Origin of the sequence: Catellatospora chokoriensis (assembly GCF_011297315.1) — a bacterium.
GTDB lineage: Bacteria > Actinomycetota > Actinomycetes > Mycobacteriales > Micromonosporaceae > Catellatospora > Catellatospora citrea.
On record NZ_JAAOTI010000016.1, the window covers coordinates 80,621 to 105,358 of the forward strand.

The window sequence follows — 24,738 nt, forward strand, 5'->3', positions numbered from 1 at the left end:
TCAGCGCATCGTCCACTTCTGGTTGCTGCTGCCCATGCACGTCCACAGCTGGGTGCCGGTGCCGTTGGCGGTGCCGTGGTCCCGGACGTCGACGCACTTGTCGGCCTGTCGCCCGACGAGGTCGTGGGCGGTGTTCAGGGTGAACCGCTGGGCGCTGTTGCCGCTGCAGCGGGCCACCTGGATGACCGTGCCGTTGGCGGTCGAGCCCCACGCCGCGTCGAGGCAGAAGCCGCCGGTCCGGATGGTGCCGTCCGACTTGATCGTCCACTGCTGCTGGCTGGAGCCGTTGCAGCTCCACACCTGCACCGGGGCGCCGTCGCGCGCGGCTGCCTGCAGGCACTTGCCTGACTCGTGGCCGACGATCGGCCGTCCGCTCGGCGCGGCCGGGGACGGGGACGGGGGCGGCTGAGCCACCGGCTTGGCCGAAGCGGTGGGCTGCGGAACCGCCACCGCGTTGGTCGACGGCTTCACGCTGGCGCCAGGGCGGGGCTGCTGCACCGCGGTCGGCCGGCCCGTTTGCGGCGGCCGGCCCGGCGGGGAGGGATCCGGCGAGCTGCCGGGTGGTCCCGCGTCCAACGAGGCGGTGGGCTGCGGGGCGGCGGTAGGCCCCGCGGTGGCGGTGGGCTCGGGGGCGGCGGTCGGCAGCGGCGCGCCGGGCAGGTCGAGTCCGTTGCCGGCGGTGGAGCGGGTCGGCACCGGATCCGCCAGCGAGGGCCCGCTGCCGGTGCCGGTCGCCGCCACCACGGCGGCGGCGGTGACCAGGACCGCACCGAGACCGGCGGCGAGGGCGAGCTTGGGACTCCACGCACCGGCCCGCCGGTCCGCGGGGCCGTCCATCGCGGCCAGCAGGTACGGGCGTGGCGCGCCCTCCGGCACGTCGAGGGTGTCGTCGGCGTCTTCCTGGTGGGTCACGGGTCGTCCTCAGGTTCGGTTGGCAGGGTCGTCCGGCGGGCTAGCGGCGGCGGGCCGCGTCGGCGCGCAGGCTTTCCAGGACCTGCTCGGTGGACGGGCCGCCCGCGTCGGGACCGCCGAGTTCACGCAGCAGCACCCGGCGTGTGCCGTCGGGGCCGGTGACGGTGTCGAGCACCGCGAACACGGTGCCCGGTGCGAACAGGACCTCATCACGGTCGGAGAGCACCCCGGGCCGCCGCCCGGTGAGCGAGTACACGGTGAACGCGTCGTGGCGCTCGCCGTCCGGAGCCTGCCCGCCCGCCCGCAGCAGGCCGGGACTGATCAGGACGTCGCCCGCCCGGTGCGGGACCGGGTCGGCGGGAGCCCAGGCGCGCACCGGGCCCAGCGCGGTGGGCAGCCGGTTCAGGCCGCTGAGCAGGCAGGCGCGCAGCGCGGGCTCGGTGCCGGTGCGGCCCGGCCGCAGCGTCGCCGCGACGGCGACCAGGTCGGCCACGACGGCGTCGGCGGACTCGTCGACGCCGGGCCGGATGCCCGGCAGCCGGACCAGCAGTTGGGCGACGTCGCGGGCGTGCACGTCGTACCGCGCGCCGAGGTGCTCGCGGACACGCCGCTGCTCGTGGACGTTGCTGCGGCGGGGTGCGGGCGCGGGCACCGCGCCCGGCTGGCGGCGCAGCGGCGGCAGTGGTGGCAGCGCGGCCGACGCCGGAGCCGTCGGGACGACGGACACCGTCGGTGCCGCCGGCGCGGCGGACGCCGCCCGTGGCGGAGCCGCGTCGCGGGCGGTCGGCCCGGCGGTGGAACGTCGCGTGGTGCTCGGCGGGGCGGGCTCGGGTTCCGCCGTTCGGTGCCCCGGCGGCGGGGGCGCCGCCACGTCGGTGGCCTGCGGCGGTGACGGCGGTGCGGCGACGGACGCGCGTGGCACGGTGACGGCTGCCGCGGACAGGGTCGCGGGCGCGGCGACGGCGGCCGGGCCTGACCCCACCTGCGGGGCCGTGAGCAGCGGCGGGGCCGGGGGCACCTGGGGTGCGGACACGACCGGCGGCACGGCCGGCACGGCGGGCGCGGTCAGCGGGGCGGGAATCGCGGAGTTCACCGGTGCGGCGGCCGCGTCCGGGTCATGGTCCGTGACCTTCTGGCGGTGCCCGGCGGATCGCGGGTCGACCTGCTGGGCGGTGGCCTCGGTGCGCTGCTCGAAGCGCAGGCTGTCGCGGATGTCGGCGGGCAGGCGCGCGGCGAGCAACCGGGCGAGGTCGTGGGCTTCGGCGCCGGTCACGTCGACGAGGAAGGCGTCGCCGCCGTCGGCCGGGCGCAGCCGCACGTCGTCGCTGTGCGGGGCGTCCGCCTCGCGCAGCCAGTAGCCGCCGCGGACGACCTCGACGAGCCACCGGTCGCCCACGTCCTCGACCGGGCGGCCCGTCACCAGCTGTCCCGAGGTGGGGCTGATCCACGAGTCGATCCGGGGCGCCGCTTCGTCGGCCAGGTAGGACATCGTCTGCGCGACGGGCCGGGGCCCGGTGCGACCGGCGACGTCGACGGGCACGTGGTAGGTCGTGCCGCGCGAGCGCACCGGCAGCCCCGCAGTCCGTCCGACGGTGACGCGCAGGTCCGTGCTGAGCCGCCCCGCCACCGTGTCGAGCAGCGAACCCCAGGGTCCGTACGGCATCAGCACCAGCCGGCCCAGCGCGGTGCGCGGCAGGCGGCTGAGCCAGCGGTACACCTTGCGCGGCGACGGCGGCTCGCGATCGGGCTGCCCGACCAGCACCACCACGCGTTCGGCGTCGACCTCGATCGCGTACGCCGGGTCGTCCGGGGCAAGCGGCCGACGCTGGGGGCGGTGCAGCCAGAAGCCGGCGGGCAGGTCGTGGGCGGCCAGGCCGTGCAGCCGGCCGAACGGCTGCCGGGGCAGCGGGACCTGCCACTGCGGGGCCGGATGGCGGGGCGCGCCGATCTCGCGGGCCCGCTCGCCCGGCCGGTGCAGGCGCCAGGAGTGGGCGCGGGGCTGCCGGACGACGAACAGGGAGCCCGGCCCGACGAGCATGGTCGGTCCCAGCGGGGCGACGACGTCGATGCGCAGCCGGTCGGCGAGCTGCTGGGCGATCGGCCCCGTCCCGGCCGCGGAGCAGGCGAGCCGGATCGAGGCCGCCCTGGGCAGCTCCTCGCCGATCAGGCGGGCCACCGGTTCCGGCGACAGCGGGGCGTCGCCGGCGAGCAGCACCGTGTGGCGGTCCCGCTCGGACGGCAGCGCCTCGACCAGGTCGCGCGGAAGCCCGTCGTCCACGCCGATCACCAGCGTGTGCCCGTACCAACGGGCCGTCAACTCGCTCATCGCAGGGCCTCCTCGGCCGACATCGTCTCCCGCCGGGTGGCGGACGGGGAGGCCCATACGGGGCCCATTCGGTCAGCGCGGTCAGTGCTGGCGGGGTTCGGCCATGGGCAGCTCGTCCTCGCCGAAACCGGCCGGGCTGTGTTCGACCAGCCGGTATCCGCGCTTCATCACGGTCTGGACCAGCTCGACGCCCCGCAGCGCGCGCCGCAGCCGCGACACCGCCATCTCGATCGCGTGGTCGTCGGCGCTGGCCCAGAACGGCAGCTGCCCGCGTACCTCGGTGGGGGACAGCACCCGGTCGGGGTGGCGGGCCAGCACGCGCAGCACGGCCATCGGTCCCTGCTGGAGAGTGATCAGCTCGCCGTCGAGCAGCACGGCCTCACCGCGGATCTCCAGGGTGTGCCGATCGGCCTCCAGGCGGTGCGCCCGCCGCAGCAGCGCGTCGCGTACGGCGGCGGTGAGCTGCTCCGGGTAGGGGGCCGCGGCGACCTGCACCGGAATCTTCAGCTCCCGCAGCGGTGCGGCGGTCAGCGGGCCGAGGCAGACCGTGGCCACGTCGGAGGTCAGCGCCTGGCGCAGCTCGTCGAACTGGTCGCAGGTGCGCGCGTGCCACAGCAGGCTCCGGACGGCTTCGGCACTGGTCAGCGTGATCGCGTCGACGTGCCGCCGGACGATCTGGTTGACCAGGCGGCGCATCGTGTCGGGGCTGATCGAGGGCAGCACCTGGAACGTCGGCACGGCCACCACCTCGTGCCCGGCCTCGCTGAGCGTATGGGCCAGCTCGTGCATGGCCGGGGTGTACAGCTGTAGCGCGATCGTCTGGCCCGGGGGCAGCCGGTGGCGCAGGTGCATGACCAGGCCGTCGGTGGTGTTGTCCACCGCGGACGAGATGTCGGTGAAGCCCAGGGCCCGCAGCGCGTCGGCGCACCGGGGATTGCTGGCCAGCAGCCTGGCGTGGCCGAACCTGGCCAGCAGCGGCACGTCCAGCCGCCAGCTGCGGGCGGCGGCCATCCAGTAGTTGAACTCGACCGCGGCGGTGACCACGAGGTGGTCGATGGGGCTGGTCAGGCAGGCCATGGTGGCGCGCTGGAGGGTTTCCTCCACCGGCTGGGCGAGCGTGCGCACGGACTGCACGCTGACGACCCGGGCGCCCTCGGCCGCCAGCTCCGCGGCCATGGGGTGGCGGCGCAGTTCGCTGATCACGGCCACGGCGAATCCCGCCAGCGCGCCGACGGACGGCGGATCTGGCGGGCGTTGCCTGGCTCGTGTCGGCACGGGACCCTTTCGGCGGCGGTGAGGACACTCCTTAATACGCGCCGCGCGGCGGCTCGGATTGGCCGCCCCGCCGGTTTTTCGCCCCCGGGCATGCCGCCGGCGGAATGTTTCCGGCATGTTTCGGCGCGTTCACCAAGCGGAGCATGCCACGAGTCACAAATGGACGATTCTTGACCGTTATGCCCGGCGAGATCGGTCCGTTTCAAGGCAAAGGACGGTGCACGGCCGCCCGTCCGGTGAGCAACAAGGCGGTTACGTTTCACGTTGCGCGTAGGTGTTCCGTAACCGAAGCGCCACCCGAACACTGACTGGCGACAACGACTCCCGCCACGGACATCGATCCCGGCGGGGTCCACCACTGACATGTCGGGAGAGGCGTGTGGCTGAGGTCGCGCTCGCCGCGATAGGCAAGCGGTACGCAGACGGCACCAGGGCGGTCGAGAATCTGAGCCTGCAGATCGCCGACGGCGAGTTCCTCGTCCTGGTCGGCCCGTCAGGCTGCGGCAAGAGCACCGCACTGCGCATGATCGCCGGACTCGAGGACATCAGCGAGGGCACCCTGCGCATCGGTGACCGCGTGGTCAACCGGGTGCCGGCACGCGACAGAGACGTCGCGATGGTGTTCCAGAGCTACGCGCTCTACCCGCACCTCGACGTCTACGACAACATCGGCTTCGGGCTGCGGCTGCGGGGGATGCGGGACAAGGAGATCGCACCCCGGGTCAACGCGGTCGCCGACACCCTGGGGCTCACCGAACACCTGCGGCGGCGTCCGGCTTCGCTGTCGGGCGGCCAGCGCCAGCGCGTCGCGATGGGCCGCGCGATGGTGCGCGAGCCCGCCGTCTACCTGATGGACGAGCCGCTGTCCAACCTCGACGCCAAGCTGCGGGTGCAGATGCGCGCCGAGATCGGCCGGATCACCCGGCGCACCGGGGTGACCACCGTCTACGTCACCCACGACCAGACCGAGGCGATGACGCTCGGCGACCGGGTGGCGGTCATGCGCAAGGGCCTGCTGCAGCAGGTCGCCGCGCCGCAGGAGCTCTACGACAACCCGGTGAACATGTTCGTCGCGGGCTTCATCGGCTCGCCGCCGATGAACCTCGTCGAGGGCGTGTTCACCGACGACGGCGGCGTGCTGCGGCTCGCGCTGGGCGAGGCGAGCCTGCGGGTCGACGACAACCTGCTGCACACGAAGCCGGGGCTGCGCGCCTACCTGGGCCGGCGCGTCGTGGTCGGGGTGCGCGCCGAGGACCTGCGCGACGCCGCGCTGGACCGGGCCGACGAGGAGGTGACCTTGATCGCCGAGGCCGAACTGACCGAGGCGCTGGGCTCGGACCTGTACGTGCACTTCAGCCTGCCCGTGCCCGCGGTGGTCAGCGAGGACACCCGGGAACTGGCTCGCGACGCCGGCGCCGAGCCGCAGCACGACCGGGCCGACCGGACCGCGGTCGTGGCCCGGTTCAGCCCGCGCTCCACGGCTCGGGCCGGTGACCGGATCTCCGTCGCCGTCGACACCGCGCGACTGCACGTGTTCGACGCCGACACCGGTCGCAGCATCCACTGAATCGACTTCCGGCTGCCGGGGCTCCTACCCCCCGGAAACCAGTCGGACAGAGGTACCGCATCTTCTCCAGAAGGGAATGTTAGATGAGAAACAGTCTGCGCGCAGCCGCGCTGGCCTCGGTCGCCGTCCTGGCCGCCGCCGGGTGCAGCGGCACCGCCGACCCCACCACCACCGGAGGCGCCGGCCCGCTGGCCGGCCAGTCCCTGGAGGTCGCCGGCACCTGGTCGGGCACCGAGCAGGAGAGCTTCCAGCAGGTGCTGGACGCGTTCGCCACCAAGACCGGCGCGACGGTCAAGTACACCTCCGGCGGCGACGACCTCGCCGCGCTGATCAACAGCCGGCTGGCCGGCGGTTCGCCGCCGGACGTGGCGCTGATCCCGCAGCCCGGCGTCGTCAACGAGTTCGCCCGCAAGGGCGCGATCAAGGAGCTGACCGGCGAGGCCGCCACCGCGGTCGCGGCCAACTACTCCCCGGCCTGGCAGCAGCTCGGCACGGTCGACGGCAAGCTCTACGGCGTCTACTTCAAGGTCGCCAACAAGTCCGTGGTCTGGTACCGCACCGACAAGTTCACCGAGGCCGGCGTGCAGGCCCCGGCCACCTGGGACGACTTCGTCAAGGTCACCAAGACGCTCGCCGACGCCGGCATCTCGCCGATGGCGGTGCCGGGCGGCGACGGCTGGACGCTGACCGACTGGTTCGAGAACGTCTACCTGCGGGTCGGCGGCTCGGAGAACTACGACAAGCTGTCCCGCCACGAGATCGCCTGGACCGACCCCACCGTGGTGCAGACGCTGCAGCTGCTGGGGCAGTACTGGGGCGACGCCAAGGCGGTGCAGGGCGGCGCGAAGGGCGCGGTCCAGCTGAAGTTCACCCAGTCCATCGCGGACGTCTTCGGCGAGAAGCCGCAGTCGGCGATGCTGTTCGAGGGCGACTTCGTCGCTGCGGAGATCAACAAGCTGGGCAAGGTCAAGGTCGGCGAGGGCGCCAAGTTCTTCGACTGGCCGGCCGTCAACGGCTCCAAGCCCGCCGTGGTGACCGCCGGTGACCAGGCCGTGGCGTTCAAGGACAGCCCGGCGGCCCAGCAGCTGATCGCCTTCCTGGCCTCACCGGAAGCCGCGAAGATCATGGCGGCCAAGGGCGGGTTCCTGTCGGCGAACAAGAACCTGGACACCAAGTCCTACCCCGACCCGACCACGGTCGCGCTCGCGGAGTCGGTGGTCAAGGCGGACCTGCTGCGCTTCGACCTGTCCGACCTCACGCCGCAGACCTTCGGCGGCGGCACCGGGGCCTCGATGTGGCGCCTGCTGCAGGACTTCCTGACCGACCCGGCCGACCCGGCCGGCACCGCCGCCAAGCTCGAGGCAGCCGCCAAGAAGGACTTCGGAGGTAAGTGATGACACGCGCGTCCGAGCCGGTCGGCGAGGTCGTCACAGCGGTCGCTGTGCACGGCTCGCAGGCACCGGTCGACGGCCAGACCCCGACGGCGGCGCCCCGCGCCGACCGGCCGGGCGCGCCCGGCGCGCGGTCCGCGCGCCGGGAGGGCCAGCCCTGGAAAGACAAGCTGACCAGCGTCTGGTTCCTCGCCCCCGCCGTGCTCGTCCTGCTGACCCTGGTGGCGTACCCGATCGTCTACACGGTCTGGCTCAGCCTGCACAGCTCCGACGGAGCCTCCTTCGTCGGCGTCGACAACTACGTACGGATGTTCACCGCGCCGGAGACCCGGCACGCCATCGTCAACAACATCGTCTGGGTCGTGGTCGCGCCCTCCCTGGTGACCGCGATGGGCCTGGTCTTCGCTGTCCTCATCGAACGGGTGCGGCTGGCCTCGGTGTTCAAGGCGATCGTGTTCATGCCGATGGCGATCTCGTTCCTCGCCGCCGGTGTCACCTTCCGCATGGTCTACGACGAGAGCCCCGACCGCGGCCTGCTCAACGCGGCCGTGGTGACGGTGCACGACGCCTTCAGCCCGCCGTCGCGGTACTTCGGCGCCCGGCCACGCGACGGCGCGCCGCTGACCGAGGCCGCGGGCGGGTTCGAGACCACCGCGACCACGGGCACGACCGTGCTGATGCCGCTGGTGGGCCTGCCGCAGGACCGGGTGCCCGCCGACGCCGTCCCGGCGGCGGCCCCGCCGGGCGCCGGGCTGGCCGGGGTGGTGTGGCTGGACTTCACCCCCGGTGGCGGCGGCACCGCCGGGGTCATCGACCCGGTCGAGCGCGGGCTGCCGGCCATGACGGTGCTGGCGCTGCGCGACGGCGCCGTGGTGGCCACCACGCAGACCGGCCCGGACGGCAGGTTCGCCTTCGCCGGGCTCGCCGACGGCGGCTACACGGTGCGGCTGAGCCCGGACAACTTCACCGCCCCGTTCAACGGGGTGACCTGGCTCGGGCCGTCGCTGGTGACCCCGTCGATCATCCTGGCCTACATCTGGATCTGGGCGGGCTTCGCCATGGTGCTGATCACGGCGGGCCTGTCGGCGATCCCGCGCGACGCGCTGGAGGCGGCCCGGGTCGACGGCGCCTCCGAGTGGCAGGTGTTCCGGCGGGTGACCGTGCCGCTGGTGCGCCCGGTGCTGGTCGTGGTGCTGGTGACGCTGACCATCAACGTGCTCAAGATCTTCGACCTGGTGATGGTGCTGGCACCGGAGTCGTCGCAGGACGACGCCAACGTGATCGCCCTGCAGATGTACCGGGTCTCGTTCGGCGGGGGACTGGACTTCGGGCTCGGCAGCGCGCTGGGCGTGCTGCTGTTCCTGCTGGTCCTGCCCGCGATGTTGTTCAACATCCGACGCATGCGGAGGGAGCAGAGGTGAGCGTCGACATCGATACGCGGGTCCCCGATCTCGTGCCGGCCGGGGTGACCCCGACCGGACCACCGCGGCGCAGCCTGATCTCCCGGCTGGTCGGCAGGCTCGGCAGCACGGCCGTCAACGCCATCGTCGCCGTGCTGGGCGTGTTCTGGCTCGCGCCAGTCGTCGGGCTCGCCGTGGCCAGCCTGCGCACCACCGCCGACAACAGCTCCACCGGCTGGTGGACGGTGCTGACCGAGCCCTCCCGGCTGACCCTGGACAACTACGCCGCGCTCATGCGCAACGAGAGCGTGCTGCACTCGCTGTGGAACACGGTGCTCATCACCGTGCCGTCCACGGTGCTGGTGGTCGTGCTCGGCGCGCTGGCCGCGTACGCCCTGGCCTGGATCGAGTTCCCCGGGCGGGACTGGCTGTTCGTGCTGATCGTGGCGCTGATCGTGGTGCCCGTGCAGGTGGCGATCATCCCCGACGCCAAGCTGTTCGGCTCGCTGGGCATCTACGGCAGCATCGCCGCCGTGATCTCGTTCCACGTGGCGTTCGGGCTGCCGTTCGCGATCTTCCTGCTGCGCAACTTCTTCCTGGCCATCCCGAAGGATCTGCTCGAGGCGGCCCGGATGGACGGCGGACGGGACTTCACCATCTTCCGCCGCGTGGTGCTGCCGATCGGCTGGCCCGCGATCGCCTCGCTGGCGATCTTCCAGTTCCTGTGGGTCTGGAACGACCTGCTGGTGGCGCTGGTCTTCGCGACGTCGGACAACGCGCCCATCACGTACACCCTGCGTGAGCAGATGCGCGCCTTCTCCTCCAACGTCGACGTGATCGGTCCAGGGGCGTTCCTGTCGATGGTGGTGCCACTGGTGGTGTTCTTCGCCTTCCAGCGGTACTTCGTCCAGGGTGTCCTGGCCGGCTCGGTCAAGTGACACGGCGTGCCGTGGGCGTCCGGCCGGGACCGGACCGGCCGCCCACGGCGGCACGCTCACGCAGCACCACCGGGCGAATCCGGATCAGGCCAGTGGAGAGGGGTACGTGTTGCCGGTCTTGACGAACGAGCGGCCGTCGGCGTGTGCCGACCGGCCGGCAGCGGACGAGCCCCTGCCGGCGGACGTGCGGATGCGGGCGATCTGGCACGCCTACGCGGACCCGCTGCTGCGGTTCCTGCAGCGGCTGAGCCAGGGCCGCCAGCACCTGGCCGAAGACCTGCTCCAGGAGACCCTGATGCGGGCCTGGCGCCACATCGACAACCTGCCCGACGACATCGCGTCGCTGGGTCCGTGGCTCTACACGGTCGCCCGCCGCGTCGCGATCGACGCGGCGCGGGCCAGGCAGGTGCGGCCGACCGAGATCGCCTTGAGCGACACCGGCCGCGAGCCGGTGGCCGCCGACATGTTCGACAGCGTGGTGGCGGCGCAGGTCATCCGCGACGCGCTGCCGCGGCTGAACCCCGAACACCGCATGGTGCTCGTCGAGCTGTACCTGCGCCAGCACTCCACCCGCGAGGCGGCGCTGCGGCTGGGCATCCCCGAGGGCACTGTCAAGTCACGCGTGTACTACGCCCTGCGGGCGTTGAGCGCCGTGGTCGGCGCCGCCGAATGAGGCGGCGCCCGTAGCCGGCGCGCCCGCGTCCATCCTCTCCCCACCCCCCGGGGATGGACGGCCAGCGGCGTGTCCACCGCGATGCGGGGCAGGGTCGGTGCCCTGCCCTGCCCCGCATCGCATCCCCGGTCGCCTCCTCCGCGGCCGGCGTCCCTCCACACCCCATGGAACGCCTGATGAAAAACGATGCCACCCCATCCCTGCCGGCCCGGCTCCCCCGGGAGATGCCCGTCGAACGCGACTGGTTCAAGCACGCCGTCTTCTACGAGATGCTCGTGCAGGCCGGACTCGACTCCGACGGCGACGGCCGCGGCGACCTGCCCGGACTGACCCGCAAGCTGGACTACCTGCAGTGGCTCGGGGTCGACTGCGTGTGGCTGCCGCCCTTCTACGACTCGCCCCAGCGCGACGGCGGCTACGACGTGCGCGACTACTGCCGCATCCTGCCGGAGTACGGCACGCTCGACGACTTCGTGACGTTCGTCGACGAGGCACACCGCCGCGGCATCCGCGTCGTCACCGATCTGGTGCTCAACCACACCTCGGACAGCCACGACTGGTTCCAGCAGTCGCGGCAGGACCCGGCCGGGCCGTACGGCGACTTCTACGTCTGGCGCGACACCGACACCGAGTACGCCGACGTGCGGGTCATCTTCAGCGACACCGAGGCGTCGAACTGGACCTTCGACCACGTCCGCAAGCAGTTCTACTGGCACCGCTTCTTCTCCCACCAGCCCGACCTCAACTACGACAACCCGGCCGTACGCGAGGCGATGCTGGCCGTCGTGCGGTTCTGGCTGGAACTCGGCGTCGACGGGTTCCGGCTGGACGCGGCCACCTACCTCTACGAGCGCGAAGGCACCGACTGCGCGAACCTGCCGCAGACCCACGCCTACCTCAAGGCGATCCGCAAGATGATCGACGAGCAGTACCCGGGACGGATCCTGCTCGCCGAGGCCAACCTGTGGCCCGAAGACCTGATCGACTACTTCGGCGACCCGGCGGTGGGCGGCGACGAGTGCCACATGGCCTTCCACTTCCCGCTCATGCCGCGCATCTTCATGGCCGTGCGCCGCGAGTCGCGCCACCCGATCTCGGAGATCCTCGCGCAGACCCCGGTGCTGCCGTCCGGCTGCCAGTGGGGCACGTTCCTGCGCAACCACGACGAACTGACCCTGGAGATGGTCACCGACGAGGAGCGCGACTACCTCTACGCCGAATACGCCAAGGACCCCCGGATGCGGCTCAACGCGGGCATCCGCCGCCGCCTGGCGCCCATGGTCGGCAACGACCGCGACCAGATCGAGCTGTTCACCTCGCTGCTGCTGTCGCTGCCTGGCTCCCCGGTCGTCTACTACGGCGACGAGATCGGCATGGGGGACAACATCTGGCTGGGTGACCGCGACAGCGTACGCACGCCCATGCAGTGGACCGCCGACCGCAACGCCGGCTTCTCCACGACCGACCCCGGGCGGCTCTACCTGCCGGTCAACATGGGTCCCGTCTACGGCTACCAGGCCATCAACGTCGAGCAGCAGATGGAGCAGCCGGCCTCCCTGCTGCAGTGGACCCGCCGGATGATCGCCCTGCGCAAGCAGCACCCCGCCCTCGCGGTCGGCACCTACGAGGACGTCGACGCGGCCAACCCGGCGGTGCTGGCGTTCCTGCGCCGCCTGCGCGAGGGCGACACCGACGAGGTGGTGCTGTGCGTGCACAACCTGTCGCAGCACCCGCAGCCGGTGCGGCTGTCGCTGGGCGACCGCTTCGGCGGCTGGACGCCGACGGAGCTGACCGGCGGCACCCGGTTCCCGCAGGTCGACCAGGACCCGTACGTGCTCGCCCTGCCCGGCTACGCCAGCTACTGGTTCCAGCTGACGCCTGCGGTGGTGCCCGCCGTCGGCGGGCAGGCGGTCGCGGCACCGGCGGAGGGCCGGTTGACACCGGCGGCGTAGGAACAGGCGGATCGGCTGAACCGGCGTACCCGGCGGGACGTAATACATTACTGGCGGGTACGCCGGGCAGTCGAGCATGAGGAGGGTTTGTGGAAGGCCGAAGGGCGCCGCGACGCGCCGAGCCGGGCTGGGGGCTGTCCCGTCGCCTGTTCTCCCGGCGGGTGCCGCCACCGCCGGGACCGGGCGGCGCCGCGTGCCCCGCGGACACCGGCCCGTCCCTGGCCGGGCTCTACCTGATCGGCGCGCTGCCCGCGGAGCAGACCCACTCGTACGAGGGGCATCTGCTGCACTGCCCGGCCTGCCAGACCGATTGCGACCGGATCGGCCCGGCCGTCGACGCGCTGGCGACCCTGCGGGTCGGCGGCGATGCCGAGATCGCCGAACAGGGCGCGCTCGCCGCCGACGACCGCCCCTGAGAGACCTCGGTCCCGGCCCGCGAGCGGCAGGCGTCAGGAGACCGACGGCGGCCAGCGGAATCCGCGCCACTCGTCCCACGTCGCGAATCCCGTCGGCGGGTCGTCGACGGGTTCACTGCCGTCAAGTTCGCCTTGTGTCGGAATCTCGATGAAGGCAGCCCACTCGGCGAGTTCCTCATCGGACATGGGCCACGTCGTGTGCGGCGCTTCGGCCTGGCGCTGATCGAGTCGTCTCCGCTGCTCGGCTGGGGTGAGCTCGAAGTAGCGCAGCTCCACCGCCGCGCCCCGGTCCGCTGCCGCCTGGCGTAGCGCGGAGCGCTCGTCCCGACTCCAGAGCCCGTAGTCGATCACGACGTTGTTGCCCAGCTCCAGGGCACGCAGGCCGATCTGGATGAGCCGTCCTTCGATCACGTCCCCCGCCGCTGTCGGATTCTCGTGCCCGTAGAGGGCCTTCACCCATTCGTCCTTCGTGAGGCGAAGTGCCTGCTGCTCGATCTCGATACGCCGAGCGGCGGTGGTCTTCCCGGTACACGGCAGTCCCACCGTCAGGAACAACGTTGGTCGCCTCATCGTCACCCGCTTCCGACCGAACCGAACGCCTCATCATCGCCGACATCCGCTCAGGCCGCTGACGGTGTGCCCGCGCGGCGACGGTCAGGTGACCGGAGGCGCGTCGCCCGCGCCGTTGTACAGCGACACCCCGGAACCGCTGCGCTTGGCCTGGTACATCGCCTCGTCCGCCTGGCGCAGCAGGGTGTCGAAGGCGGTGTCGGTGCCGACCGCGACCCCGATGCTGGTCTGCGCCTGCACGGTGCTGGCGCCCTCGATGCATGCCGCGCGGCCCACCCCCTCGAGCAGGCGGTTGGCCGTGAGCACGGCGGCGCGCGGCGTGCTGTCGCGCAGCAGGACGACGAACTCGTCGCCGCCGAGCCGCGCGACCAGGTTGTCGTGGCGCACCATCTCCCGCAGCCGCTGGGCCACTGCCATCAGCAGCTGGTCGCCGACGTGGTGACCGAACCGGTCGTTGACCTCCTTGAAGCCGTCGAGGTCGAGCAGCAGCACGGCGTTGCTGCCCTGGGCCCGGCCGTCATCGCCGAGCTGCTCGTTGAGCAGTGCGCGGTTGGCCAGTCCGGTGAGGCTGTCGTGGGTCGCCTGGTGCCGCAGCCGCCGCTGAAGGTCCTTGGCTTCGGAGACGTCCCGCAAATTGATCACGATGCCGCCGACCGACGGGTCGTCCAACAGGTTCGTGGAGACCAGATCGAGGTGCTTGAGAGTCCCGTCGCCCTGCCGTATCTGCAGTTCCTCGCGGTGGGCGGGCCGGTCGTAGAGCGGGGCCAGCCACTCCGGGGCACCGTCGGGCTGCTGGACCGTCAACACGTGGCGGGCCGGTCTGCCCTCTGCCTCCCGCGGTGAGATGCCCAGCACGGCATGCATCGACGGGCTGGCATACAGGATGGCGCCGGTGCGGTCGACGACCAGCGTCACGTCGGAGGCGTTCTGCACCAGCGAGCGGAAGCGCCGTTCCTGGGCGCTGAGGGTGGTCATGGTCGCGTCCAGCTGCTCGATCAGGCGCTCGTTGTCCGTCGCGGTGATCTTCTGCCGCACCGTGACCACCGCCGTGACCACGGCCATCCCGACGACGATCCCCCAGGTCCCGCGGGTCAGGCCGTCCCTCCACAGCTGCACGATCAGCAACACCTGGCCGGCGGCCACGGCGAGGTACGGCAGCGTGCCACTGATCCGCCGCGGCGGCGTCACCGTGCGGCCGGCGGTGTGCGTGATCCATTCGACCTGGGGCGTGACCGCCAGGAGCGCCCCGGACAGCAGCTTCGAGGCGAACAGCAGCCGCGCGTCGGGCTGCGGGCCGGTGAGCCCGTCGGTGGCGATGCCGATGGACAGCAGGAGCAGCGCCGACGTGCCGGTGGCGGCGGTCGCCGGAGTGAACGGAGCCGATCCGCCGAGGATCAGCCGCACCATCGCGAACGCCGACGCCACCAGGACGCCGCTGGCCAGCAACGTCAGCAGCAGGTCGAACTCGTCGACCGGCCGTGCGCCGGTGCTGTGCGCGAGTGCCCAGGTGAATACGGCCACGCTGCACATCACGGTGGCCGCGTCCAGGCCTATGCGCAGCCGCTGCCGTCCGGCCACGTTCAGCGGCCAGGTCAGCATGGGCCAGGTGACCGCCGCGAAGCCCGCCACCGCCAGGGCCTTGGTGATCATCATGGGGGTCGTCGCGGCGGGCCAGGCGCCCAACCCGGGCAGCACCTGCACGAGCGATCCGGCCACCAGGAAGGTGCCGCCGACCGCCGCCCAGCGCCAGAAGGCGCGGGTGCGCGGCTCCGTGGCCGTGCTGCGCCGGGACTGCTGGAGCGAGCCCAAGGCGTTGACCGCGTACAGCACGCAGAGCGCCCCGTACATGGCTGTGCGCGGGCGCGGACCGAACCCGACGGACACACCCGCGGCGGCGGTGAACACGGCGATCCCGATGATCACGGTCCACGCGTACCGGTGCTCCTGCCGACCGGCCGAGGCCGCAGGCGTGCTCGACATGGGCGTCCACCTTTCGGCGCAGACGTTGACGAGCGTGGTGGTCGTGCACCACCCGGGGCGCGCCGGTGGACTGCCGCCACGCCTCTGAGCAGCACGAAGCTGCTCCACGCCATCACCCTAATCCTCAAGTCCGGCCGCGACCGCCGGCGCGGTCCAGCGCGATGAGGCAACCTCCCGACGGGGCGGAAACGTCGTCGTCAGGCTGATTCCACGTATCTGGAGGGTCAGCGGGCGAGCCGGGCGCGCAGCCCCGACGACACGACGATGCCCGCGGGTATCTGCCCAGCTCAGAGCCGCTTCGATGCGCGGCCCGCCTACGACATCGGCGGGCGGCCCGGGGCCGGGGCCGGGTGGTGGCGGCGCTCGCGTACCCGCAGCGCCGGCCGGGGCGTCACCGCGGTGGCGCGATGCTGCGGGTTGTAGGGGGCGCAGCCGCTGCCGCTGGTCTTCGCGTCGTGCATGGCCAGGTCGGCATGATGCATCAGCAGCCGCAAGTCGGTGGTCAGGCCGCGCTCGGCGACGCCGATGGACATGCGCAGTTCGACCAGCTCGCCGTCGGGCAGCCGCAGCGGGTGTGCGCTGACCAGGTGCCGTACGTGCCAGGCGTGGGCCAGGGCGTCGGTGAGCAGCGCGTGCCAGGCGAACACGAACTCGTCACCGTGGATACGGGCGGCGAACGTGTCCGGCAGATGCGTGCGCAGCACGAGCGCGATGTGCTGCAACGCCCGGTCGCCGACCTCGTGGCCGTGGGTGTCGTTGAGCGCCTTGAACTGGTCGAGATCGGCGAAGCCCAGGCTCAGCGGGCGGTGGTCGGTGTGCCAGCGGCCGAGTTCCTCCAGCGCGCCGGCCCGGTTGGGCAGGCCGGTGAGCGCGTCGACGTGCACCGCGTGCCACAGTCGGGCCATCAGCCGACGCCGCAGGCGTGAGCCGGTGAGCCGGCAGATGATCAGCGCGGTGCCGACGGCCAGCGTCACCAGCGTCAGCGTCGTCAGCGTGTTCGACATCGAGGGTGCGCCTCCTTGTCGGCGGCGTCGGCAGCGGCAGGTCCGGCGTGCCGCGGCGTTCGGGCCGATCGGTGGTGGCGGCGAGGGGCCGCCCGGGGTGCCACATACGTACAACGGTCGATGCCTGGAGTGCGTGGCGGGTGTCGGCGGCCGGATCTCGGTACGTGCATCAGTTCATCCGGTCCGACACCCACCACGACGCCCCCTGCCTGGCCTTCTTCCGCGATGCGTGTGGCTGGAAACCCCGACCCTCACGTAAGGGTGTCACCCGGTGGCGTCACCGGCAGGGAAGTCTGCGCTGCGGGACAGGGCCTCGAACGCGCGCACCTCGGCCATGGTCCGCTGGAGTGCGGCGGTGACCGCGTCGTACCCAGCGCCGCCCAGCACGAGACGGTGCGGCGGCGGGTCCTGCGCCATGGCGGCGATCACGGCGCGCACCGCGCGATGCGGATCGCCGGGCTGCCTGCCGTCCTGGTCGACCATCGCGGCGCGGACCTGCTCCAGCATCGGGGTGTACGCCGCGACGGCCTCCTCGACAGGCTCGTCCGCGAAATTGGCGTAGGCCCGGGTGCGGAAGGCTCCCGGCTCGACGGCCAGCACCCGGATGCCCAGCGGCGCCACCTCGGCGCGCAGGACCTCCGTCACGGCCTCGATCGCGAACTTGGTGGCGCTGTAGTGGCCGAACCCCATCACGCCGACGAGGCCCGCCACCGAGGACATGTTGACGACCCAGCCGCTGCCCCGGGCGCGCATGCCGGGCAGCACCGCCCGGATGACCGAGAGCACCGCGAAGAAGTTCAGCTCGAACTGCTGCCGCACGGCCTCATCCGGCATGCCCTCGATCGACCCGTACCAGCCCCGGCCCGCGTTGTTGACCAGCACATCGACGCCGCCGAAGTGCTCCTCGGCCGCCGCCACGGCGTGGCGCACCTGGTCGGCGTCGGTGACGTCCAGCGGCAGTACGAGCGCCCGGCCCCGCTGGGCCTGCTCCCACTCCCGCAGTTGCTCGGGCCGCCGGGCGGTCAGCACCACCCGGTCACCGATCTCGAGCGCGGCCTCGGCGTAGGCCATGCCGAACCCGCCCGGCGTCCCGCCGGTGATGAACCAGGTCCTCATCGCTGCCCCCATACAGTAAGAAACATGCACAAACCACACTTCACGGTGTGATCACCAGTTCCGCGATCGACGCGCCGCGCATCGTGAACCGGTAGTGCAGGTCCGCGGTCCCACCGGGGAAGTCCCCCGCCAGGTGCTGGCGCACGTCGTAGTGCGTCTGGTCGACCCTGCTCGCGCCGACCAGTTCCGTGGTGAACGTGTATTCGCTCGCCGCATTCGCCAGCCAGTTCCGGATCTCCGCCGGTCCGCGGTAGGTGTGGCCGTCGTCGGTCACGACGGCGTCGGCGGTATACGACGCGAGCGCGGTCTCGGTGTCGCGCCTGCCGTGCGCGAGCAGGTAGCCGGTGATGGCGACAGGCAGCTCGCCAGGTGTGATCGTGGTGGCTTCGGTCCAGTTGACGTTGCTCATGAACCCACCGTCGGACCTCCCCCGGGGAGAGGGTCAAGTCGTGGACCCTCTCCCCGGGGAGGGCGGAGACTGGACGCATGCGGCAGGGACTGACGATCGGGGAGTTCGCCACGCTGACCCACCTGAGCGTGCGCACGCTGCGCCGCTACCACGAGGCTGGGCTGCTGGAGCCCGCGACGGTCGACCCGGCGACGGGCTACCGCTACTACACCGCCGCGCAGATACCGCCCGCGCAGGTCATCCACCGGCTCCGCGAGCTGGACCTGCCGCTGGCCGAGGTGAAGTCGATCCTGGCCACCGACAACCCCCGGCGGCGCGCCGACCTGATCGCCGGCCACCTGCGGCGGCTGGAGGCTGAACTGGACCGCACCCGGGCCGCTGTCGTGTCGCTGCGGCAGCTGCTGCGACCCGAACCGGACGAGCTCGACGTGCGACTGCGCTCCGTGCCCGGCCGTACCGTCGCCGCCGTCAGCGGCCAGGTCGCCGCCGATGAGCTGCTGGCCTGGTACGACGGGGCGATGGCGGAACTGGACGCGGCATTTGCGCCGGGCGAGCGAACCGGCCCACCCGGTGGGCACTACGCCAACGAGCTGTTCACCGACGGCGCCGGTGGCGTGACCGTGTTCCGGCCGGTCCGCGAGCCGCGGCCAGCCGGCCGGATCGAGGTCGTCGACCTGCCCGCGGTGGAGCTCGCGACAACCGTCCACCACGGACCGCACGACGACATCGACGTCACCTACGGCCGTCTCGGCGCATGGGTGGTGGAGCACGCGCTGGCCGTCCAGGGCCCGATCCACGAGACGTACACCGTCGGCCCGCGCGACACCCCGGTTCCCGACCGGTGGCGTACCGAGATCGGCTGGCCGGTCTTCCGCCTTTCCTCCTCGTGAACTCTGCTAGATCCGCTCACTTGCAGCCTGCCGGTTCGAACTGGGAGGCGTCGAAGATGTGCACCTTGCCTGCCGGGTCCGGGATGCCGCCGGTGCGCTGGACCGGTTTGGCCTTGAACACCCGCAGGAAGAAGTTGACCACCGCCACCACCGGTGCCGGGATGCTGTAGCCGACGTTGTAGGTCGCGTCGATCGCCAGTGTCGCGCCCCGGCAGTCGACGCCCCGGGTGCCGGGCGCCAGCGGGAAGAACTGGGCCAGCGCGGAACCTCGGCTGACACCGGTGGACACGGTCAGCGAGAAGTTCAGGCCGGCCCGGAAACCGAGCGCGCCGATGCCGAGACTGAACGTCGTCTTGTAGGCCAGCACGATGCCGTTCGCGCCGACGGACAGGCCCTTGACCGACTCGAGCAGGCTGCTGCGGATGATGGGCTTCGTCGGGGTGTGTACGCCCCAGCTGCCATCGCGGTATCCGAAGCCGAGCGTGCCCGCCAGCGCGTACTCCCCGGAGGCGCGGATGTTGCCGTCCTTGGCGCTGAACGCGGTGTTGACCAGGATGTCCTGGCTCGCGCTCAACGTGAACGGCATGCCCAGCACGAGGCCGACCGGCACGCTGAAGTCGACGGGCACGGAGAACTGCCGGTTCAGCTGCTTGTCGGTGCCCACGGTGCTGGCGCCCTCGACGTCGATTTTGATGCCGCCGCCGCCATGGACCTGCAGTTCGGCCGCCTGGATCCGGCCGCCGGAGATGGCGAGGTGAAACCGGGCCGACGGCTTGTCCATCACCAGGACGACCGTCGCGGCCAGCCGGATGCCGTCCTCGTCGAAGGTCAGGTGTGCGCCGACACCGCCGTCGCAGCACATCGGGGTGACCCTGAACCCGTTGGTGCGGGTCTGTTTCGGTGCGCCGTTGACCGGCCGGGGCTGCTCCACCCGTTCCTTGTCGTCGCGGCGTAGCGGCAGCATCGCCGCGCCGAGAGCGACGGCCGACGGCGCGGCCGACGGCGGGGCGTCGGAGTGCCAGCCCGCGCCCTCGGAACTGAACGCGATGGCGCGGTCGTCCAGGGCGATCGGCTGGTCGCCGTCGAACACGCCGTCCCGGACGACGTCGGTGAGCGTCACGGGCGCGATGCTGGCCACCGTGCCCGCACCGGAGTCGCGCAGGTCCACGATCCGCCCGACGGCGCGCGACGTCGCGAACATGACCTTGCCGACGGCCAGGTCGGAGACGCCGTCGGCGTCAGGGTCGAGGGTCCAGGTCATGCCGTCGGCGGTGACCGAGCGGATCGCGTTCGCCCCACCGCCGACCAGCACGACGTCCGGCTGGTACGTGACGTCGGGGTGGCGCTGCGGGGCCAGGCCGTAGCGGAACTCGCCCTCGGTCAGCTCGCGGCCGTCCAGCCGGTAGCCCGACGGGGCGGTGCTGTCGCGGCTTTCGGGGTCCTTCGAGCACCCGGCCGACGTCAGCGCGAGCAGCACCGCGACCGCTGTCGCCGTCCAGCGGGTGCGGCGGGTGGTCACAGCCGGCCCGCCGCGGCCCGGGCCAGGTCTTCGAGGGGCTTGAGGTTGTCGGCCGCGTCGTTGAGCCGGACCAGGCGGATCGCGATCCACTGCCCGGACTGCAGCCAGAACACCTCGCAGGCGGTGGTGTCCAGCCAGGCCTCGTCGCCGATGCCGGCCAGCTGAACGATCTTGTGCCCGAGGGTCCGTTCGATGTCGAGGACCTTCGCGGCACCGTCGCCGACGTACACCTCGACCTGTGCGGTGGGCCCGGTGACCGGGGCCGTCCACCTGCAGGACACGGGCGCGGACGATACCGGCTCGTCCAGTTTGGTCCCGGCGAGCTTGGCGGCCTCCGCCGCGGTGATCACGGTGCAGGGGTCGATCGCGGCCGGTGCGGAAGGCGCGGCTGACTCCGGTGCGGCGTCGGCGGGTGCGTCCTGCCCGGGTGGGGCAGGCTGCTGGGCGGCGGGAGTGCCGCCGTCGCCGCAGGCCGACAGTGCGAACAGGACGGCCAGCAGGGCCGCCGGCAGAAGCTGCGAATGGGATCTCATCATGGCTGTTCCCCTTCCCGGGCGTGGGCGGCCCGGTCCTGCGTCGGGTACAGCAGGACGGCCGGCTCCACCCGGTCGGGTCGCCAGTCGGCCTGCGTCGTGACCTGTATGACCGTGTCCGCGTCGGGGCCCTCGACGAGGGCGAGCACGACCTCGTCGGCGGGCAGGCGCACCGCCGCCACCAGCCGCACCGCCCCGGGCAGCTGCGGCAGTGCCGCACCGCCGGAGCCGTCGGCGTCGTAGCGCTCCACCGCGAACAGCCGTCCGGTCACCGTCACGCCCACGACGCTAGGTGCGGCAGCGCGCCGCCGAATCGGGTGTTTCCCTATGCGGTCAACTCGGCCGCCATCGCCACGCCGAGCTCGGCGCGGGTGGACACACCGAGCTTGCGGTACACGCGGGCCAGGTTCGCCTCGACGGTCTTCGGGCTGATGAACAGCGCGTCGGCGATGGCGCGGTTGGTGCCGCCGCGTGCGGCCAGCTCGGCGACCCGCCGCTCGGTCGCGGTCAGCTCGTGGCCGCCGCCGGTACGGGCCCCGATCCGGGCCAGCTCCGCGTGCGCCCGCGCGGCGAACCCGCCCGCGCCGAGCCTGGCGAACTCGTCGGCTGCCTGCGCGAGCGCCGTCCGGGCATCGCGGCGGCGCTTGGCCCGCCGCTGCACCACACCGGCCGTGAGCAGGCAGCGGGCTCGTTCGACAGGCACCACGTCGGCGGGCACCGCGGCCCGCGCCGCGGCCAGCGCCTGCAGCGCCGGTGCGGGATCGTCACCTGCGGCGGCGGCCAGCAGGGCTTCGCCCCGGGCCAGCCCGAGCGCGGTCCACGGCCGGGCCAGGCGCTCGTGCCGGGCCGTCAGCCGCCGCTGCGCCAGGTGCGCGGTGTCCAGGTCGCCCACGGCGACGCCGGCCTCGACCCAATCCGCCTCGAAACGCAACGCGAGCGGTTCGACCAGGCCCATCGCGTCGACCGTGGCCGCGAGCGCGGCGTAACCCGTGGCGGCGTCGTCCATCCGGGACTGCGACAGCGCGGTGAACGCCGCCAGCAACTGGAAGATCCGCCGTGACCACACGTCGTCGGCTGTCCGGGCATGGCGCAGACCCGCCTCGGCCGTCTCCCGCGCCCGCTCCAGGTCACCGCGGTACGCGTCCAGCATCCCGGCCAGCCACGTCTCCGCCATGAGCCCGGTGCCCAGCTGCTCACCGAGCTCCCGCACGGCGCGCACGTGGCCCGCGGCGGCGTCGAACCGGCCGGCCAGCAGCTCCGTCTCGGCCAGGTGGCACAGCGCCTCGTGCTGGCCCGGCTCGTCGCCGGCGTCGGCGGCCAGCTCGAGCATCCTGCTGAGCCGGTCACGGGCACGGTCGTGTTCGTCGACCGACCGCCACCAGATCGCCGGGATGGTCGCACCCGGGGACGGCCGGCCCGCCTCCAGCGCCAGCGCCCGGTCCAGCAACTGCACGCGCACGCCGAGGCCGCCGCGCACCTCGCTGAAGAACAGGTGCTGCAGCGACGCGGACAGCAGCACGGCATCCTCCGCCGAGGCGCCCAGCAGGTCGCACGCGGCGAGCGAGTGCTCGCGGGCCGCGCCGGGCGCGTCGTTCACCATGCCCAGGTGGGCGTGCACTCGGCCGGCCAGCACCGATCCCGGCCCGGCCGCGTCCAGCGCACGCAGCGCGGCGTCCAGAGCCACCGACGGCGGCTCGTCGGCGCTCCACGCCACCTCCGAGCGCAGCAGCAGCGCCTGCGCCCGCAGCTCGCCCGCATACTCCGCGGCGACCCGCTCGGCCTCGGCGGCAGCGGCACGGTAGTCGCCGATCTCGTAGCGGCAGCGCGCCGCCGCGACCAGCCGCCCGCCCCGCTCGTCACCGGCCGGGCTCAGCAGCGCGGCGTGCTCGTAGAGACCCGCCGCGAGCTGCGGGGCACCGCGGCGGCGCTGCCGGTCCGCGGCGGCGGCGAGTTCGGCGGCGACCGCCGCGTCCGGGCCCGTCACGCACTGGGCGAGCTGGCGGGCGCGCTCATCGGGGTCGGACACGGCGTCGGCCAGCCGCCGGTGCAGGCGTCGGCGCAGGCCCGCCGGAAGGTCCTGGCGTACCGCCGCGGCGTACAGCGGATGGCTGAACTGCACGGCGCGCTCGGACACCGTGAGCAGCCTCGCCTCCTCGGCCGCGTCGAGGTCGGCCGGGTCGACCCCGGCGGCACGCAGGCCGGCCAGGGTCGGCGCCGACAGCAGCGCGGCCAGCCGCACCGCCTCGCGGCTGCGCTGCGGCAGCACCCGCACCGCCTCGGCCATCACCTGCGGCATCGTCGTCGGGAACGGCAGCTCCTCACCGGGCGACGGCAGCCGCGGCAGCCGTAGCACGGCCCGGGTCAGCTCGATCGCGAGCAGCGGGTTGCCACCGGAGTCGCGGGCGATGCGCGACAGCAGCGGCCGGCTCAGCCTCGCGCCGAGCCGGTCAGCCAGCAGGTGATGCAGCGCCCCGGCGCCCAGCGGACCGACGTCGACCCGGCGCAGCCGCCCGTCGCCCCGGTCCAGGTCCAGCGGAGCCGGCCCTGGGGCGTCGGCGCGCAGTGTCACCAGCACGCCGACCCCCGCCGTACGCCGCAGGGCGAAGCGCAGCGCCCGCTCGCTGGGCGGGTCCAGCCAGGCCGCGTCGTCGACCGCGACGAGCACCCGGCACCCGGCCGCGACGGCGTCCAGGAGCAGTGACCGGGTCGCGGCACCGAGAGCGCGGTCGTCCACGGCCGCACCGCCCCCGGTGAGCAGCGCCGACTCGGCGGCGGTGCGCTGCGGCGCGGGCAGCCGCGCGACGCCGGACGCGAGCGGGGCCAGCAGGTCGCCGAGCGCCGCCAGCGCCAGCGACGACTCCGACTCGGCCGGCGCACACGACAGCACCAGCCAGCCCGCCGCACCGGCGGTGTCGAGCAGCGCCCGCCAGATCGCGCTCTTGCCGATCCCGGCCGGCCCGGTGAGCAGCACCGGATCGCCGGCGTCGAGGGCGGCCCACGTCTCGTCGAGCACCCAGTCCCGGCCGAAGATCAACGCCACCACCATCCAGCTCCGCCGGTGTCGGTGGCCATTGTCATCGGATGAGCGGTCAGCCGCCCAATCCGGCTGCTCAGGACGCCGGCGGCGGACCGTCCACACCAGCTCGACACGGAAATCGCACCGTCACTTCTCGCAATCCCGCCTGGAAGTTCACCATCACGCTCACGGCACACCGATAGCGTGAGGCGACTTGAAGGAGGGGCGATGGCCAGCGGGCAGCGCTTGCAACGACGGCGCAAGAACGGATGGCGTCTCGTTGCCGTCTGCGCCGTGATCATGGCCGGGTTCGGCCTCATCTACGGGTCGCATTGGCTGCTGAACCCGTGGGCCATGCCAGGCAGACCCGGCCTGGTCGGCTACTGGCAGGGCCAGGTCACCTACGGCACCGGCGACACCCGCACGATGGTTCTGCGGCTGACCGACCAGGTCGGCAGTGGCGACGGAGGGCCGGAGATCGACGGCAGCGCCAAGGTCTGCGCCGCCGGGCACGATGCGACGTACGAGATCTACGGCGACACCCTGAACTACCGGGGCACCCGCTACACGCTGCACGCCCGACGTCCCGACAACACGGCCGGCCTCTACCTGGGCCAGCTCGACGGCGAGTGGGACGGCCGCGACGGGCTCACCATCTCCACGGCACTGATCCGGGTCGACCCCGACGGCGCGGTCCGCTCGACGACCTCGACCGACACCAGGACGGGCACGACCACCTCGGACACCATCACGGTCCGCTTCGAACTGCGTCGCGCCACTGCGGCCGACTTCGACGCGGCCTGCGACGCCTAACATCGCTCTTACGCGAAGGCGCGGCGGGCCGGCTGCCA

Annotated in this window: 21 protein-coding genes; 9 read left to right on the top strand and 12 right to left on the bottom strand. The window is 72.7% G+C overall.

The features are described 5' to 3' along the window. The 3 genes from HAV39_RS23770 to HAV39_RS23780 all read right to left on the bottom strand — a co-directional run bounded on the left by HAV39_RS23770 (position 1) and on the right by HAV39_RS23780 (position 4,630). Entirely contained in the window at positions 1-912 is a 912-nt protein-coding gene (locus HAV39_RS23770; RefSeq protein WP_191841369.1) for an RICIN domain-containing protein, read from the bottom strand. Between the two features lie 40 nt (positions 913-952). Next, complete coding sequence (locus HAV39_RS23775; protein WP_191841370.1) at positions 953-3,238, bottom strand: hypothetical protein; 2,286 nt, start codon at positions 3,236-3,238, stop codon at positions 953-955. An 81-nt stretch (positions 3,239-3,319) separates the two neighbouring features. Next, positions 3,320-4,630 (bottom strand): uroporphyrinogen-III synthase, encoded by a 1,311-nt coding sequence (locus HAV39_RS23780; protein ID WP_275413969.1) that lies wholly within the window; start codon positions 4,628-4,630, stop codon positions 3,320-3,322. Between the two features lie 262 nt (positions 4,631-4,892). Here HAV39_RS23780 and HAV39_RS23785 point away from each other — a divergent pair, with 262 nt between their 5' ends. The 7 genes from HAV39_RS23785 (at position 4,893) to HAV39_RS23815 (ending at position 12,850) form a co-directional block, all read left to right on the top strand. Further along, positions 4,893-6,080, top strand: a complete 1,188-nt coding sequence (locus HAV39_RS23785) for an ABC transporter ATP-binding protein (protein WP_191841372.1) — start codon at positions 4,893-4,895, stop codon at positions 6,078-6,080. 83 nt (positions 6,081-6,163) lie between these two features. Then, positions 6,164-7,474, top strand: a complete 1,311-nt coding sequence (locus tag HAV39_RS23790; RefSeq protein WP_191841373.1) for an ABC transporter substrate-binding protein — start codon at positions 6,164-6,166, stop codon at positions 7,472-7,474. Then, positions 7,474-8,892 (top strand): ABC transporter permease, encoded by a 1,419-nt coding sequence (locus tag HAV39_RS23795; RefSeq protein WP_191841374.1) that lies wholly within the window; start codon positions 7,474-7,476, stop codon positions 8,890-8,892. Before HAV39_RS23790 ends, HAV39_RS23795 begins: the two co-directional genes overlap by 1 nt. After that, positions 8,889-9,809, top strand: a complete 921-nt coding sequence (locus HAV39_RS23800; protein ID WP_239120877.1) for a carbohydrate ABC transporter permease — start codon at positions 8,889-8,891, stop codon at positions 9,807-9,809. Before HAV39_RS23795 ends, HAV39_RS23800 begins: the two co-directional genes overlap by 4 nt. Positions 9,810-9,915: 106 nt before the next feature. After that, on the top strand, positions 9,916-10,482 hold the full coding sequence (locus HAV39_RS23805; protein ID WP_191841375.1) for a sigma-70 family RNA polymerase sigma factor: 567 nt from the start codon (positions 9,916-9,918) through the stop codon (positions 10,480-10,482). A 176-nt stretch (positions 10,483-10,658) separates the two neighbouring features. Further along, positions 10,659-12,434, top strand: coding sequence for a maltose alpha-D-glucosyltransferase (gene treS, locus HAV39_RS23810; RefSeq protein WP_203736583.1), 1,776 nt, complete (start codon positions 10,659-10,661; stop codon positions 12,432-12,434). An 89-nt stretch (positions 12,435-12,523) separates the two neighbouring features. After that, complete coding sequence (locus HAV39_RS23815) at positions 12,524-12,850, top strand: hypothetical protein (RefSeq protein WP_191841377.1); 327 nt, start codon at positions 12,524-12,526, stop codon at positions 12,848-12,850. 33 nt (positions 12,851-12,883) lie between these two features. On the opposite strand, the gene HAV39_RS23820 is transcribed toward HAV39_RS23815, so the two are convergent. The 5 genes from HAV39_RS23820 to HAV39_RS23840 all read right to left on the bottom strand — a co-directional run bounded on the left by HAV39_RS23820 (position 12,884) and on the right by HAV39_RS23840 (position 17,929). Beyond that, a complete protein-coding gene (locus HAV39_RS23820) occupies positions 12,884-13,405 on the bottom strand; it encodes an ATP-binding protein (RefSeq protein WP_239120876.1) in 522 nt (173 codons plus the stop codon). Positions 13,406-13,504: 99 nt separating this feature from the next. Continuing rightward, positions 13,505-15,400, bottom strand: coding sequence for a sensor domain-containing diguanylate cyclase (locus tag HAV39_RS23825; RefSeq protein ID WP_191841378.1), 1,896 nt, complete (start codon positions 15,398-15,400; stop codon positions 13,505-13,507). Between the two features lie 314 nt (positions 15,401-15,714). Then, positions 15,715-16,404 carry a GGDEF domain-containing protein gene (locus HAV39_RS23830; RefSeq protein ID WP_191841379.1) on the bottom strand — a complete coding sequence of 230 codons (690 nt, stop codon included), beginning with the start codon at positions 16,402-16,404 and terminating at the stop codon, positions 15,715-15,717. A 264-nt stretch (positions 16,405-16,668) separates the two neighbouring features. Continuing rightward, the gene (locus tag HAV39_RS23835; RefSeq protein WP_191841380.1) at positions 16,669-17,520 is read right to left on the bottom strand and encodes an oxidoreductase; all 852 of its coding nucleotides are present in this window, start codon (positions 17,518-17,520) and stop codon (positions 16,669-16,671) included. Positions 17,521-17,560: 40 nt separating this feature from the next. Then, complete coding sequence (locus tag HAV39_RS23840) at positions 17,561-17,929, bottom strand: nuclear transport factor 2 family protein (protein WP_191841381.1); 369 nt, start codon at positions 17,927-17,929, stop codon at positions 17,561-17,563. A 77-nt stretch (positions 17,930-18,006) separates the two neighbouring features. Between HAV39_RS23840 and HAV39_RS23845 the strand changes: the two genes are divergently transcribed. Further along, the gene (locus HAV39_RS23845; RefSeq protein ID WP_191841382.1) at positions 18,007-18,819 is read left to right on the top strand and encodes a MerR family transcriptional regulator; all 813 of its coding nucleotides are present in this window, start codon (positions 18,007-18,009) and stop codon (positions 18,817-18,819) included. A gap of 16 nt (positions 18,820-18,835) precedes the next feature. Here HAV39_RS23845 and HAV39_RS23850 read toward each other — a convergent pair whose 3' ends face one another. Genes HAV39_RS23850 through HAV39_RS23865 form a run of 4 tightly spaced genes read right to left on the bottom strand, consistent with a single transcriptional unit; the run spans position 18,836 to position 23,917 of the window. Then, positions 18,836-20,338, bottom strand: coding sequence for a hypothetical protein (locus tag HAV39_RS23850; RefSeq protein ID WP_191841383.1), 1,503 nt, complete (start codon positions 20,336-20,338; stop codon positions 18,836-18,838). Then, positions 20,335-20,874 carry a DUF3558 family protein gene (locus HAV39_RS23855; protein ID WP_239120875.1) on the bottom strand — a complete coding sequence of 180 codons (540 nt, stop codon included), beginning with the start codon at positions 20,872-20,874 and terminating at the stop codon, positions 20,335-20,337. Before HAV39_RS23855 ends, HAV39_RS23850 begins: the two co-directional genes overlap by 4 nt. Then, positions 20,871-21,149: a hypothetical protein gene (locus HAV39_RS23860; protein WP_191841384.1), complete on the bottom strand. Its 279-nt coding sequence runs from the start codon at positions 21,147-21,149 to the stop codon at positions 20,871-20,873. The genes HAV39_RS23855 and HAV39_RS23860 overlap by 4 nt, the downstream gene beginning before the upstream one ends. A 47-nt stretch (positions 21,150-21,196) precedes the next feature. Continuing rightward, a complete protein-coding gene (locus HAV39_RS23865) occupies positions 21,197-23,917 on the bottom strand; it encodes a helix-turn-helix transcriptional regulator (protein ID WP_239120874.1) in 2,721 nt (906 codons plus the stop codon). 198 nt (positions 23,918-24,115) lie between these two features. Here HAV39_RS23865 and HAV39_RS23870 point away from each other — a divergent pair, with 198 nt between their 5' ends. Then, positions 24,116-24,700 (top strand): hypothetical protein, encoded by a 585-nt coding sequence (locus HAV39_RS23870; RefSeq protein ID WP_191841385.1) that lies wholly within the window; start codon positions 24,116-24,118, stop codon positions 24,698-24,700. The last annotated feature ends 38 nt before the right edge of the window (positions 24,701-24,738 follow it).

Excerpts from the sequence above, each read along its gene's own strand:
- HAV39_RS23855 (WP_239120875.1), bottom strand. The coding sequence starts at position 20,874 with ATGATGAGATCCCATTCGCAGCTTCTGCCGGCGGCCCTGCTGGCCGTC.
- HAV39_RS23825 (WP_191841378.1), bottom strand. The coding sequence starts at position 15,400 with ATGTCGAGCACGCCTGCGGCCTCGGCCGGTCGGCAGGAGCACCGGTAC.
- HAV39_RS23865 (WP_239120874.1), bottom strand. The coding sequence starts at position 23,917 with ATGGTGGTGGCGTTGATCTTCGGCCGGGACTGGGTGCTCGACGAGACG.
- HAV39_RS23775 (WP_191841370.1), bottom strand. The coding sequence starts at position 3,238 with ATGAGCGAGTTGACGGCCCGTTGGTACGGGCACACGCTGGTGATCGGC.
- HAV39_RS23840 (WP_191841381.1), bottom strand. The coding sequence starts at position 17,929 with ATGAGCAACGTCAACTGGACCGAAGCCACCACGATCACACCTGGCGAG.
- HAV39_RS23835 (WP_191841380.1), bottom strand. The coding sequence starts at position 17,520 with ATGAGGACCTGGTTCATCACCGGCGGGACGCCGGGCGGGTTCGGCATG.
- HAV39_RS23845 (WP_191841382.1), top strand. The coding sequence starts at position 18,007 with ATGCGGCAGGGACTGACGATCGGGGAGTTCGCCACGCTGACCCACCTG.
- treS (WP_203736583.1), top strand. The coding sequence starts at position 10,659 with ATGAAAAACGATGCCACCCCATCCCTGCCGGCCCGGCTCCCCCGGGAG.
- HAV39_RS23790 (WP_191841373.1), top strand. The coding sequence starts at position 6,164 with ATGAGAAACAGTCTGCGCGCAGCCGCGCTGGCCTCGGTCGCCGTCCTG.
- HAV39_RS23795 (WP_191841374.1), top strand. The coding sequence starts at position 7,474 with ATGACACGCGCGTCCGAGCCGGTCGGCGAGGTCGTCACAGCGGTCGCT.
- HAV39_RS23780 (WP_275413969.1), bottom strand. The coding sequence starts at position 4,630 with ATGCCGGAAACATTCCGCCGGCGGCATGCCCGGGGGCGAAAAACCGGC.
- HAV39_RS23870 (WP_191841385.1), top strand. The coding sequence starts at position 24,116 with ATGGCCAGCGGGCAGCGCTTGCAACGACGGCGCAAGAACGGATGGCGT.
- HAV39_RS23830 (WP_191841379.1), bottom strand. The coding sequence starts at position 16,404 with ATGTCGAACACGCTGACGACGCTGACGCTGGTGACGCTGGCCGTCGGC.